This window comes from Streptomyces winkii (assembly GCF_032248595.1).
Classification (GTDB): Bacteria; Actinomycetota; Actinomycetes; order Streptomycetales; family Streptomycetaceae; genus Streptomyces; species Streptomyces winkii.
Window position 1 is genome coordinate 297,266 of the sequence record NZ_JASTTH010000007.1, and the last position, 12,686, is coordinate 309,951.

Genomic DNA, 12,686 nt, shown 5'->3' on the forward strand with positions numbered 1-12,686 from the left:
CGGAACCTGCTGGTTCCGGGCCCTCGCCGTTCCAAGCCCGCGTACGGTGCCGGCCCGCGTACGGAGACGCCCGCGTGCGGAGACGCCCGCGTGCGGTGCCGGCCGGACCGCTAGAGCTTCGGCTTGCGCACCGACAGGTGCAGCTCCTTCAGGCGGGCCTCGTCGACCTCGCTCGGCGCGCCCATCAGGAGGTCCTGCGCGTTGCCGTTCAGCGGGAAGGCGATCGTCTCGCGGATGTTGGGCTCGTCCGCCAGCAGCATCACGATGCGGTCGATGCCCGGGGCGATGCCGCCGTGCGGCGGTGCGCCGAAGCGGAACGCGCGGAGCATGCCGCCGAACTCCCGCTCGACGTCGTCCTTCGCGTAGCCCGCGATCTCGAACGCCTTGAACATGATGTCCGGTTCGTGGTTACGGATGGCGCCCGAGGAGAGCTCCACGCCGTTGCAGACGATGTCGTACTGCCACGCGAGGATGTCCAACGGGTCCTGCGTGCGCAGCGCTTCGAGACCGCCCTGGGGCATGGAGAAGGGGTTGTGGGAGAACTGGACGGCGCCGGTCTCCTCGTCCTTCTCGTACATCGGGAAGTCCACGATCCAGCAGAAGCGGTAGACGCCCTCGGCGAAGTGCCCGGCACGCTTGGCGGCCTCGACGCGGACCGCGCCCATGATCTTCGAGACCTCGTCGAACTCCCCGGCCCCGAAGAAGACCGCCGTGCCCGGCTCTGCCTTCAGCGCCGTCAGCAGCTGCGAGACGTCGTTCTCGTCGAGGAACTTGGCGATCGGCCCGGTGAGCGTGCGGTCCTCGCCGACGCGGACCCAGGCCAGGCCCTTCGCACCCTGCTCGACGGCGAACTCGCCCATCTGGTCGAAGAACTTGCGCGGCTGGTCGGCGGTGCCGGGAACGGCCAGCGCCCGTACGTGCTTGCCGGCGAAGGCCTTGAAGCCCGAGGTCTTGAACACGTCCGAGACGTCGACGAGTTCAAGCTCGGCGCGCAGATCCGGCTTGTCCGAGCCGTACTTGAGCATCGCCTCGCGGAACGGGACCCGCGGGAACGGTGAGGTGCACTCGCGGCCGCCGCCCAGTTCCTGGAAGAGGTCGGTCATGACCTTCTCGATGACCCCGAAGACGTCCTCCTGCTCGACGAAGCTCATCTCCATGTCGAGCTGGTAGAACTCGCCGGGCGAGCGGTCGGCGCGGGCGTCCTCGTCGCGGAAGCAGGGCGCGATCTGGAAGTAGCGGTCGAAGCCCGCGATCATCAGCAGCTGCTTGAACTGCTGGGGGGCCTGCGGCAGTGCGTAGAACTTCCCCGCGTGCAGCCGCGAGGGGACGAGGAAGTCGCGGGCGCCCTCGGGGGAGGTGGCCGAAAGGATGGGCGTGGCCAGCTCGTTGAAGCCCTGGGCGACCATCTTCTCGCGGATCTTCGCGATGACCTGCGAGCGCAGAATGATGTTGCGGTGCATGCGTTCGCGGCGCAGGTCGAGGAAGCGGTATTCGAGGCGCCGCTCCTCGTTGACGCCGTCCTCGGCGTTGATGGTGAAGGGGATCTGCTCGGCGTCGCCCAGCACCTCCACCTCGGCGACCTCCACCTCGACCTCGCCGGTGGGGAGTTCGGGGTTGACGTTGTCGGCGCCCCGCGCGCTGACCTTTCCGTCGACACGTACGACGGACTCCTTCGACAGCGAACTGAGGCGCTCGTGCACCTCGCTCTGCTCGGGCCGCACGACGAGCTGCACGATGCCGTAGTGGTCGCGGAGATCGATGAAGAGGATGCCGCCCAGGTTCCGCCTGTTGTGCAGCCAGCCACTCAGGCGGACGTCGGTGCCGACGTCCGGAGCACGGAGCTCGCCGCAGGTGTGGGAACGGTACCGGTGCATCAGTCATCCAGTCGTCGGGTCGGCAGCACTTGGGCCAGTCATCTGGGGGCACCCCCATGCCGGAGGCTATGGGGGGAGTCGGCCCTTCAGACTACCGCCCTGGCTCAGCCCCACTCGCCCCGTATTCCCGAACGCACATAAAGTGGGGCAATGCACACCGAGGACGTGCTGAAGGCCACCCGGACCGGGCTGTGGCGTTGGGACAGCGCGACCGGTGCTTCCACCGTAGACGTCCTCACGGCGCAGCTTCTCGGCCTTCCCTTCAGGCGGGACCAGGGGCCGCGCGACAGGGTCGAACGCCCCCTCTCCGTCGCCGGCCCCGGCTCCGAGGTCCCCTCGGGAGCAGGGGCCGAGCCCGGTACCGGCCCCGGCATCCACCCCGGCGACGAGACGATCACGCTGGCCGAGCCCTCGATCCGCGCGCGCATCCACTTCTCCGACTACGTGGAGCTCACCGCGACCGCCACGCTCGCCCTCGCCGAGTGGACCCTCGTCGAGGCGATGCTGCGCATCGTCGACGAGAGCGGCAGCGTGGTGCGGACCGTGCGTACCCGCATGATCCCGGTCGAGGAGGAGGGGATGCTCTCCCTCGTCGGCACGGTCTCGCTGGTTCCCGAGCCCTCCGTCGAGCCGCCGCCGCCCAGTGAGGGCCGGCAGCAGAGCCGAGAGGCCTTCCTGCTCCACACCGGGCGCGCGCTCGCGGAAGCGCGCACCACCGCCGAGGTGCTGCGGGTCGGGGGCTCGCTGGTCATCCCCGGGCTCAAGCCGCGCGCCCTCGCCGTCTTCAGCCTCGAACGCGGACGGCTCAGCCTGGTCGGGCCCATCGCCCAGCGGCCGTTGCCGCAGCATCTGCTCCCGTTCATGGACATGTCCGTCGAGGCCGACCATCCGGCGGCGGCCGTCGTACGGACCGGGCGCCCGGTCTATCTGCCGTCCCCGGAGGACTACCGGCGCCGGTTCCCCGCCGCGTGGCCGCAGGCCGAGCCGGTGGGCAACCGGGGGTGGGCGTTCCTGCCGCTCACCGTCTCCAAGCGCACGCTGGGCGCGTGGATGGTCGCCTTTCCGGAGCCGGTGGAGTTCACGCCGGAGCGCCGTTCGCTGCTGACCAACGCGGCACGGATGCTCGCGCAGGCGATCTCCCGTACGTCCATGCACGAGATGGAGCTTCAGCTCTCGTCGGGCCTCCAGCGCACGCTCAGGCCCACGCGCAAGCCCGGCATCGAGGGCATGAAGCTCGCGGCCCGCTATCTGCCCTCGGGCGGCGGGATGGAGGTCGGCGGCGACTGGTACGACGTGATCCCGCTGCCGTCGGGGCGCACGGCGCTGGTGATCGGGGACGTGCAGGGCCACGACGTGCGCGCGGCGGGCATCATGGCCCAACTGCGCATCGCGCTGCGGGCGTACGCGGCGGAGGGGCACCGCCCGGACGCGGTGCTGGCCCGCGCGTCGAGGTATCTGGCGGGGATCGGACGGCCCGAGGTGATGACGGGCGCACCGGACGAGGACTCCGGGGAGGCAAGGGGAGAGGCAAAGGGAGAGGCAAGTGCGGAGACGGGCGGGGAGGCAAGGAGGGAAGCAAGGCGGAGGGAAGCCTCCGAAGTCTCCGCTGAAGGGGCCCGTGAGAGCTCCGTCGAGGGCGCCCCGTACGGCGACGCGTCCACGGGGTTCGCGGACGACGACCGCTTCGCCACCTGCCTCTACATGGAGGCCGACCCCGTCACCGGCACCCTCGACATCGCCCGCGCCGGCCACCCCGACCCGGCGATCTGGCTCGCCGACGGCACGATGCTGATCAGGCCCACCGCGGGCGGGCTGCCGCTCGGCATCGAGCCGGGCACGGAGTACCCGATGACGCGGCTCGTGCTGGAGCCGGGCGAGACGCTGCTGGCGTGCACGGACGGGCTGATCGAGGCGGGCGGGCACACGATGGAGACGGGCTGGCAACGCATCCGGGCCGTGTTCAGAGAGCTGGCCGACGGCGGCACCGGCACACCGGGCGACCTGGAGGAGTTCGCGGACGCGCTGGTCGGCTCGGGGCAGCAGCCGCTGTCCGGCGCGGCCGCCGGTCCGCTGGCAGACCGCCGCGAGGACGACATCGCGCTGCTGCTGCTCACCCCCGATCCCGCGTTCGCGGCCGAGCGTGCGATCGCGGCGGCGGGCGTCTCACGGCGTACGACGTTCACCGTCGCGCAGGCCGAGCCTGACCGCATCGGCGAGGCCCGGCACCAGCTCCAGGGGATGCTCTTCGACTGGGAGAGCGAGGACCAGATCGACGGTGCCGTGCTGATGCTCTCCGAGATGCTCACGAACGTGCTGGTGCACACCGAGGGCGACGCGGTGGTGGTCGCCGAGTGCAGCGGCAACCGGGGAAGCAGGCTGCTGCGCGTCGAGGTCGCCGACACCAGCGACGCCCTGCCGCTCCGCCGTACGCCGGGCGAACTGGCCTCGTCGGGCCGCGGGTTGATGATGATGGAGATGCTGGCGGGGGCCTGGGGCGTGGACCCGCGAGGCGAGGGCAAGAGCATCTGGTTCGAGATGCGCGAGAACGTCTCGTCGCCGGCCTGGCGGGCGTGAGGACCGTACCCGGGCGTGAGAGGAGCGAGAGGCGTGAGCCGCGTATCGGTCCGGGAGCCCGGCAGAGGGCTGCGACGGCCTGCCCGGCTGAAGCGCCGGGCAGTCCCTACCCGTACATCCGGCGCATCGCGAAGTCGACCATCTCCTCGACGGCCTTCGCGTCGAACACGACGCGGTGCTCGCCCTCCATGTCCAGCACGAAGCCGTAGCCGGAGGGGAGCAGGTCCAGCACTTCGGCGCCCGTGATCACGAAGTAGCGGGACTCCTTCCCCGCGTACCGGCGCAGCTCCTTGAGCGTCGTGAACATCGGGATCACCGGCTGCTGGGTGTTGTGCAGCGCCAGGAAGCCGGGCGTCTCACCGCGCGGGCAGTACACCTTCGACGTGGAGAAGATCGACTGGAAGTCCTCCGAGGTGAGCGTGCCGTTGGTGAACGCCCGCACCGTCTCGCGCAGCGACGGCGGCGAAGACGGCTCAGGGTAGAGCGGCTGCCCGTTGCCGGGCTGACCCTGCTGTTGCCCGTAGTGAGGAGGGGCCGACTGCTGAGCTGCGTACTGCTGGTGGCCCTGCTGATGGCCGTACTGCTGCCCGGCGTGCGGATATCCCTGCCCCGCGGACACGGTCTGGTCGTAGCCGTACATAGAAGAAAGAGTAACGAGTCACAGATGGGCGGTTAGGGCTTGCTTCTTATTACCGACGGGTAGCATCATCTTGCCCAGACGCACATGCACAGACACAGCTGACTAACTGTCCGTCGAGTGAGACCACACGGAGCCGTTGCCATGGGGCACTACAAGTCGAATCTCCGCGACATCGAGTTCAACCTCTTCGAGGTGCTCGGCCGCGACACGGTGTACGGCACCGGACCGTTCGCGGAGATGGACGTCGACACCGCGAAGAGCGTGCTGACCGAGATCGCGCGCCTCGCGGAGAACGAGCTGGCCGAGTCCTACGAGGACTCCGACCGCAATCCGCCGGTGTTCGACCCGGAGACCAACACAGCTCCCGTCCCTGAGTCGTTCAGGAAGAGCTACCAGGCCTACATGGACGCCGAGTGGTGGCGCCTGGGCACCCCCGAGCAGATCGGCGGGACCACCGCGCCGCGCTCCCTGCTGTGGAGCTTCGCGGAGACCGTGCTGGGGTCCAACCCGGCGGTGTGGATGTACGCGTCGGGCCCGGCCTTCGCCGGTGTCATCCACGAGGAGGGCACCGAAGAGCAGCTGAAGATCGCCCAGTTGATGGTCGACAAGCAGTGGGGCTCGACGATGGTGCTCACCGAGCCGGACGCCGGCTCGGACGTCGGCGCCGGCCGCACCAAGGCCGTGAAGCAGGACGACGGCAGCTGGCACATCGAGGGCGTGAAGCGCTTCATCACGTCCGGTGAGCACAACCTCTCCGACAACATCGTGCACTTCGTCCTCGCGCGCCCCGAGGGCCACGGCCCCGGCACCAAGGGCCTCTCGCTCTTCCTCGTCCCGAAGTACGACTTCGACTGGGACACCGGCGAACTGGGCGAGCGCAACGGCGTCTACGCCACCAACGTCGAGCACAAGATGGGCCTGAAGGTCTCCAACACCTGCGAGATGACCTTCGGCGCCAACGGTCCCGCCAAGGGCTGGCTGCTCGGCGAGAAGCACGACGGCATCCGCCAGATGTTCAAGGTCATCGAGTTCGCGCGGATGATGGTCGGCACGAAGGCCATCGCGACCCTCTCGACGGGCTACCTCAACGCGCTGGAGTACGCCAAGGAGCGCGTGCAGGGCGCCGACCTGGCGCAGTTCACCGACAAGTCCGCGCCCCGCGTCACGATCACGCACCACCCCGACGTGCGCCGCTCGCTGCTGACGCAGAAGGCCTACGCGGAGGGCATGCGCGCGCTCGTCCTCTACACCGCGTCCGTCCAGGACGAGATCATGGTCAAGGAGTACCGCGGTGAGGACGCCTCCGCGGCGCAGCGCCTGAACGACCTGCTGCTGCCGATCGTGAAGGGCTACGGCTCGGAGAAGTCCTACGAGCAGCTCGCGCAGTCTCTCCAGACCCTCGGCGGCTCCGGCTACCTCCAGGAGTACCCGGTCGAGCAGTACATCCGGGACGCCAAGATCGACACCCTCTACGAGGGCACCACCGCGATCCAGGGCCAGGACTTCTTCTTCCGCAAGGTGGTGCGCGACCAGGGCCAGGCGCTCACGACGCTCTCCGAGGAGATCAAGAAGTTCCTGGCCGAGGCGAAGGGCGGCGAGGAGCTGGCCGGCGCCCGCGAGGAGCTCTCCCGCGCGGCGGTGGAGCTGGAGGCGATGGTCGGCGCCATGCTGACCGACCTGGCCGCCACGGAGAAGGACGTGAAGTCGATCTACAAGGTCGGCCTCAACACCACGCGGTTCCTTCTCTCCTCCGGCGATGTCGTCATCGGCTATCTGCTGCTGCGCGGCGCGACGGTGGCCGCGGAGAGGCTGGCCGACGCCTCCGCGACGCTGTCCGCGAAGGACAGGGCCTTCTACGAGGGCAAGGTGGCCGCGGCGAAGTTCTTCACCTCGACCGTGCTGCCGTCCGTCGCCGTCGAGCGCACGCTCGCGGAGAACGTCGACTCCTCCGTGATGGAGCTCGACGAAGCGGCCTTCTGACCCGGTCCGGATGGCGAACAGACCCGGGCCGGACGACCGGCCCGCGATCCCCCCATGCGGAACGTCCTTCTCCTCCCCTCCGGGGCAGGAGAAGGACGTTTCGCCTTCGTATGCTGACCATATGACCCCTAGCTCCCAGAGCCCCGCGCCGCAGGACCCCGCGGCCCGTGCCCACGCCGACAGCCTCATCGGCTTCCTCGCGGACTCGCCCACGCCGTACCACGCGGTGCGCGGCGCCGCGGAGTTGCTGGAGAAGGCGGGCTTCCGGCAGCTCGACGAGAGGGAGGCCTGGGACGCGGCCGGGGACCACTCGGCGAGCGGCGGCGGCCGCGGGCACTACGTGCTGCGCGGGGGCGCGCTGATCGCGTGGTACGTGCCGGCGGGCGCGGGCCCGGCCACGCCGTACCGCATCGTCGGCGCCCACACCGACTCGCCGAACCTGCGCGTCAAGCCCTTGCCCGACACCGGGAGCAACGGCTGGCGGCAGATCGCCATGGAGATCTACGGCGGCACGCTGCTCAATACCTGGCTCGACAGGGACCTCGGGCTCGCCGGGCGCCTCTCGCTGCGCGACGGCTCGACGCGGCTGGTCCACGTCGACCGTCCGCTGCTGCGCGTACCGCAGCTGGCCATCCATCTCGACCGGAGGGTCAACGACGGCCTCAAGCTGGACCGGCAGCGCCACATGACCCCCGTGTGGGGCCTCGGCACGCCGCGCGAGGGCGACCTGATCCGCTTCGTCGCCGGGGAGGCCGGCGTCCCAGCCGAGGAGGTCACCGGCTGGGATCTGATGGCGCACAGCGTGGAGCCTCCCGCGTATCTCGGACGGGACGAGGAACTGCTGGCCGGTCCGCGCATGGACAACCTGCTCTCCGTGCACGCGGGTGCCGTCGCGCTGGCGGAGGCCGCCGGGCACGACGGGCTGCGGGCGATCCCCGTACTGGCGGCGTTCGACCACGAGGAGAACGGCAGCCAGTCGGACACCGGCGCGGACGGGCCGCTGCTCGGTTCCGTGCTGGAGCGCTCCGTCTTCGCGCGCGGCGGCGGCTACGAGGACCGCGCCCGGGCGTACGCGGGGAGCGTCTGCCTCTCCTCCGACACCGGGCACGCGGTGCACCCCAACTACGCGGAGCGGCACGACCCGACGCACCAGCCGAAGCCCAACGGCGGTCCGATCCTCAAGGTCAACGTCAACCAGCGCTATGCGACGGACGGTTCGGGACGGGCGGTCTTCGCGGCGGCGTGCGAGCGCGCCGGTGTGCCGTGGCAGACGTTCGTGTCCAACAACGAGATGCCGTGCGGGACGACGATCGGGCCCATCACGGCGGCCAGGCACGGGATTTCGACCGTCGACGTCGGGGCGGCGATCCTCTCGATGCACTCGGCGCGGGAGCTGTGCGGTGTGGACGACCCGCATCTGCTGACGCGCTGCATGAGCGGGTTCTTCACGGGCTGACGAGGCCGTACGGAGGCGATCGGCACGGCTCTCGGGGCGCTCAACCGCCGTGCCCTGCCCGGGTGTTGGCGGCACGGCGCGCCGCGGCGCCGGCTCTCCGGCTTCCGCGCGGCCTGATTGACGTTCACGTCCAGGGGCACCCGTGGCGGCGTACGAAAGCCGTACAGCAGGACAACCGCCGCTCGGAGGCAAGCAATCCATGGGCATCGTCATCTGCATCGGCATGCTGGCCGTGGGGGCAATCCTCACCTTGGCCGTCGACTTCAACACCGACGTCGTGAACCTCGATGTGGTGGGGCTCGTGCTGATGGCAGCCGGCCTCATCGGTCTCTCCGTCTACGTCAGCATCTTCAAGCGCCGCAAGACGCAGCCGCCGCGCCCGGCGGCACCGGTGGTCGTGGAGGAGGAGCGCCACCACCTCAACTGACGCACGGGGTGCGGGGCGACACGCGCTCCCGCGCCGAACTGAGCGGGCCCGCGGTCCCCGGCGGGAGCGGGCCGCGGGCCGATCCGTACGCCGGCGCCCGAACGTCAAGCGTCCATGCCCGCCAGTACGAGAGGCAGGCGAGAGGCCCCCGACGCCGTGACGCGAACCGGCACGCCCCAGTCCTGCTGGTGCACGTGGCAGGCCGGATGCTCGTCCGTCGCCCCGTCCGCGTCGGGGTCGTCGCACGAGGCGGCCATCGCGGAGACGTGCAGCACGCCCTCCGTCACCCCGTCCGCGAGCCGCAGTCGGCGGTGCAGCTCCGTGCCCGCCCCCGCGCCATCCGCCAGCAGCTCCTCGGGGGTCGAACCGACGAGCAGCCGCGTCGACGGGCCGTACCGCTCGTCCAGCTTCTGGCCCGCGGGGGCCTGGAAGACGACGTCCAACAGCAGCTCTCCAGGGGCGACTTCGGTGGCCGAGCGCCGCGTGCGGTGCGCCACCCCCGCCACCGGAACCGCCTCGTCGGGCAGCCGCAGCCGGGTGAGCCGGTGCCGGGCCGACTCGACGACCACGATCTCGCTGCCGCCGCCGCGGCCGTCGTCCGCCAGGACCGCGCCGGAGGGCTCGCGCAAGTCCGTGGCGAGGGTGGTGACTTCGCCGGTCTCCGGGTCGTACGAACGCAGCGCGTGGTTGTAGGTGTCGCTGATCGCGACCCGCCCGCCGGGCAGCGTCGTCACGCCCAACGGGTGCTGGAGCAGGGCCTGTTCGGCCTCTCCGTCGCGATGGCCGAAGTCGAAGAGACCCGTGCCGACCGCCGTACGCACGCGCAGTCCCCGCTCCCCCTCGCCGTCCTCCCTGTCGATCCAGCGCAGGGCGCTCGTCTCGGAGTCGGCGATCCACAGGCGCCGCCCGTCCGCCGAGGCCGACAGGCCCGACGGCTGGGCGAACCACGCCTGGTCGACGGGCCCGTCCACCAGGCCCTCGTTGGTCGTCCCCGCGGCGGCGCGCACCGTTCCCTGCTCCTCTCCGCCGGAGGGCGGCTCGTACGTCCACAACTGGTGGACGCCCGCCATCGCGATCCACAGCCGGCCGTCGAACCACTCCACGTCCCACGGCGAGGAGAGCGCCGTCCCGCAGGCGGGGCCCTCCGCCGGGGCGCCCCGCCACCACTGCTCGCCCGTGCCCGCGAGCGTGCCCACCTCGCCGCTTTCCGGGTCGTACGAGCGCAGCGCGTGGTTGACAGTGTCCGCGACCACGACGGTCCGGCCGTCCGGGAGCAGCGCGAGACCCTGCGGCTCGTTGAAGCGCGCCTCCTCCGGGCGGCCGTCCACCAGGCCGCGCTCGCCGCTGCCCACGCGGCGCAGCACCGTCTCGCCGTCGGGCGCCAGCTCCACGAGCTGATGCCGGGTGGTGTCGGAGACGAGGAGGTTCCCAGCCCCTGAGCCTGCGCCCCGGGAAGCCTCTCCACCGGGCAGCCGCAGCACCTTGCCGGGGAAGCGCAGCGCCGTAGGCTCCGGCTCGGGCGGCGCGTACGGGCCGTCTCCACGCCGCAGCGTGCCCTTCGCGGCGTGCTCGCGCTCCAGCTCCGCCACGCGCGCCGCGATGGCGTGCGCGTGGCCCTCGCCCGCGTGCTGGGCGACGACGTAGCCCTCGGGGTCGATGAGGACGAGCGTGGGCCAGGCCCGTACGGCGTACTGCTTCCAGGTGGTCAGCCCGGGATCGTCCAGCACGGGGTGCTCGACCTGGTAGCGCTCCACGGCGTCGGCCACTGCCCGGTGATCGGCCTCGTGCGCGAACTTCGGCGAGTGCACCCCGACGATCACGAGCGTGTCGCGGTGCCGCTCCTCCACGTCCCGCAACTCGTCCAGCACATGAAGGCAGTTGACGCAGCAGGAGGTCCAGAAGTCGAGCAGGACGATCCGCCCCCGCAGATCCGCGAGGGTGAGATCCCGGCCGCCGGTGTTCAGCCAGCCGCCCTCGCCCGTCAGCTCGGGAGCGCGCACGCGTGCATGAGAAGCCATGGCCGGAGCAACGATCGCGGCCGGGTGAGCATTCCGGCGCCGAGCGGGGAAGGCGTGAGCCATGAGATATCTCGTACGCGAACGGATCTTCGGTATCGGCGACGACTACTGGATCGACGACGAGTACGGGGAGCACGCCTTCCTCGTCGACGGCAAGGCGCTGCGGGTGCGGCAGACCTTCCAGCTCAAGGACGCGCAGGGAGAGGTCGTCGCCGTCATCCGGCGGAAGATGATCAGCCTCTGGGAGACGATGGAGATCGAGCGCGGCGGTGAGAGGCTGGCGACCGTGCGCAAGAAGCGCTTCACGCTGCTGCGCAACCGCTTCAAGGCGAGGCTCGCGGACGGCGGCGCGCTCTCGGTGCACGGGAACGTGCTCGACAAGGAGTACGACATCGAACTCGGCGGCGGACGCCTGGCCCGCATCTCACGCAAGTGGTTCCGCGTGCGGGACACTTACGCCGTCGACATCGAACAGCCGGGCGCCGACGTGCCGTTGCTGCTGTCGCTGGCCGTCTGCGTCGACGCGCTCACCGGCGAGCGCTGACGGCCGCGCGCCCGCACGCGCCGCGTTCACGCGGGCGCGCGGAGAGGAAGGGGAGGGATGGGGAAGGAGGGGTGAACCGGCCCGCGCCGCAGGCGAATCGACCGTTGTACACGGCTCCGTCCGCATTCGTGCCGAACAAGCGCGTACAGTACCACCGCCGGTGCGCAAAGGGGTCTGAATGGGCCTAGCATCGTGCCCCGAAAGCACTGCCGCGTCGGCCTGGCGCAGCGTAACTTGAGAGCACCGCACGCACCGAAGACCACGAACGTCCGTACCGCCCGAGGGGTCTCGTGACCGACCACCCAAGCCTTCAGCCATACGTCGACGCCTGGACCGAGTCCATCGAAGCGATATCAGAACTGGTGAGGCCGCTCGCCGAGGGCGAGTGGAACCGGCGCACCGCCTGCCCCGGGTGGTCGGTCCGGGACGTGGTCTCGCACATCATCGGCATGGAGTGTGAACTCCTCGGCGATCCACGGCCGATACACACCCTGCCGCGCGACCTGCGCCACGTCGTGGACGAGCCCAGCCGGCACATGGAGATCCAGGTCGACGTGCGGCGGCACCACACGGGCCCGGAGATGACGAGCGAGCTGGAGTACACGATCATCCGCCGCTCCCGTCAGCTGCGTAACGAGAAGCGCGAACCGGACGCCGAGGTGCGGGACATCATGCCGGGCGGTTCGAAGATCTCGCTCGAACAGCAGCTGCGCATGCGGGCGTTCGACGTGTGGGTGCACGAGCAGGACCTGCGCCGGGCGCTCGGCAAGCCGGGCAACCTGGACTCGCAGGGCGCGGCCGTCGCACGCGATCTGATGGTGCTGGGCCTGCCGAAGGCGGTCGCGAAGAAGGCCGGCGCGCCGCCGAACACGGCGGTGGTCTTCGACGTCAGCGGTCCGGTCGAGTTCATGCGCACGGTACGGGTCGGCGCGGACGGCCGGGGCACGGTCGACGGCAGCCCGTCCCTGGGCCCGGCGGCGACGCTGTCCCTGGACTGGGAGACGTATGTGCGGCTCGCGGCCGGGCGGGTGCGGGCGGACGCCGTGGCGGACCAGGTGAAGGTCGAGGGCGACGCGAAGCTCGCGAAGGCGATTCTGGAGAACTTCTCCGTCACGCCGTGAGGCGGTGGCGGCGGCGCGCTTGCGCCGACCGCCGACCGTCGGCGCCGACGCC

9 protein-coding genes are annotated in these 12,686 nt (G+C 70.7%); 6 read left to right on the top strand and 3 right to left on the bottom strand.

The window, feature by feature from the left end; genetic code table 11:
• Window positions 1–110: 110 nt before the first annotated feature.
• Window positions 111–1,874 carry an aspartate--tRNA ligase gene (gene aspS / locus QQM67_RS22755; RefSeq protein ID WP_314175900.1) on the bottom strand — a complete coding sequence of 588 codons (1,764 nt, stop codon included), beginning with the start codon at window positions 1,872–1,874 and terminating at the stop codon, window positions 111–113.
• 150 nt (window positions 1,875–2,024) lie between these two features.
• Between aspS and QQM67_RS22760 the strand changes: the two genes are divergently transcribed.
• A complete protein-coding gene (locus QQM67_RS22760; RefSeq protein ID WP_314175902.1) occupies window positions 2,025–4,448 on the top strand; it encodes an ATP-binding SpoIIE family protein phosphatase in 2,424 nt (807 codons plus the stop codon).
• 106 nt (window positions 4,449–4,554) lie between these two features.
• On the opposite strand, the gene QQM67_RS22765 is transcribed toward QQM67_RS22760, so the two are convergent.
• On the bottom strand, window positions 4,555–5,088 hold the full coding sequence (locus QQM67_RS22765) for an SseB family protein (RefSeq protein WP_314175904.1): 534 nt from the start codon (window positions 5,086–5,088) through the stop codon (window positions 4,555–4,557).
• Window positions 5,089–5,229: 141 nt separating this feature from the next.
• Here QQM67_RS22765 and QQM67_RS22770 point away from each other — a divergent pair, with 141 nt between their 5' ends.
• From QQM67_RS22770 to QQM67_RS22780, 3 genes are all read left to right on the top strand, one after another.
• Complete coding sequence (locus QQM67_RS22770) at window positions 5,230–7,068, top strand: acyl-CoA dehydrogenase (protein ID WP_314175905.1); 1,839 nt, start codon at window positions 5,230–5,232, stop codon at window positions 7,066–7,068.
• 121 nt (window positions 7,069–7,189) lie between these two features.
• Entirely contained in the window at window positions 7,190–8,524 is a 1,335-nt protein-coding gene (locus QQM67_RS22775) for a M18 family aminopeptidase (protein ID WP_314175906.1), read from the top strand.
• A gap of 199 nt (window positions 8,525–8,723) precedes the next feature.
• Window positions 8,724–8,951, top strand: coding sequence for a hypothetical protein (locus tag QQM67_RS22780; RefSeq protein WP_314175907.1), 228 nt, complete (start codon window positions 8,724–8,726; stop codon window positions 8,949–8,951).
• A 104-nt stretch (window positions 8,952–9,055) separates the two neighbouring features.
• On the opposite strand, the gene QQM67_RS22785 is transcribed toward QQM67_RS22780, so the two are convergent.
• Window positions 9,056–10,969, bottom strand: a complete 1,914-nt coding sequence (locus QQM67_RS22785) for an NHL domain-containing thioredoxin family protein (RefSeq protein ID WP_314175908.1) — start codon at window positions 10,967–10,969, stop codon at window positions 9,056–9,058.
• A gap of 61 nt (window positions 10,970–11,030) precedes the next feature.
• On the opposite strand from QQM67_RS22785, the gene QQM67_RS22790 reads away from it, so the two are divergent.
• Window positions 11,031–11,513 (top strand): LURP-one-related/scramblase family protein, encoded by a 483-nt coding sequence (locus QQM67_RS22790; RefSeq protein WP_314175909.1) that lies wholly within the window; start codon window positions 11,031–11,033, stop codon window positions 11,511–11,513.
• 290 nt (window positions 11,514–11,803) lie between these two features.
• Window positions 11,804–12,634: a maleylpyruvate isomerase family mycothiol-dependent enzyme gene (locus QQM67_RS22795; protein WP_314175911.1), complete on the top strand. Its 831-nt coding sequence runs from the start codon at window positions 11,804–11,806 to the stop codon at window positions 12,632–12,634.
• The last annotated feature ends 52 nt before the right edge of the window (window positions 12,635–12,686 follow it).

What these genes read in the sequence shown, in the direction of transcription:
- aspS (WP_314175900.1), bottom strand. Translation starts at nt 1,874, where the DNA reads ATGCACCGGTACCGTTCCCACACCTGCGGCGAGCTCCGTGCTCCGGAC.
- QQM67_RS22760 (WP_314175902.1), top strand. Translation starts at nt 2,025, where the DNA reads ATGCACACCGAGGACGTGCTGAAGGCCACCCGGACCGGGCTGTGGCGT.
- QQM67_RS22765 (WP_314175904.1), bottom strand. Translation starts at nt 5,088, where the DNA reads ATGTACGGCTACGACCAGACCGTGTCCGCGGGGCAGGGATATCCGCAC.
- QQM67_RS22770 (WP_314175905.1), top strand. Translation starts at nt 5,230, where the DNA reads ATGGGGCACTACAAGTCGAATCTCCGCGACATCGAGTTCAACCTCTTC.
- QQM67_RS22775 (WP_314175906.1), top strand. Translation starts at nt 7,190, where the DNA reads ATGACCCCTAGCTCCCAGAGCCCCGCGCCGCAGGACCCCGCGGCCCGT.
- QQM67_RS22780 (WP_314175907.1), top strand. Translation starts at nt 8,724, where the DNA reads ATGGGCATCGTCATCTGCATCGGCATGCTGGCCGTGGGGGCAATCCTC.
- QQM67_RS22785 (WP_314175908.1), bottom strand. Translation starts at nt 10,969, where the DNA reads ATGGCTTCTCATGCACGCGTGCGCGCTCCCGAGCTGACGGGCGAGGGC.
- QQM67_RS22790 (WP_314175909.1), top strand. Translation starts at nt 11,031, where the DNA reads ATGAGATATCTCGTACGCGAACGGATCTTCGGTATCGGCGACGACTAC.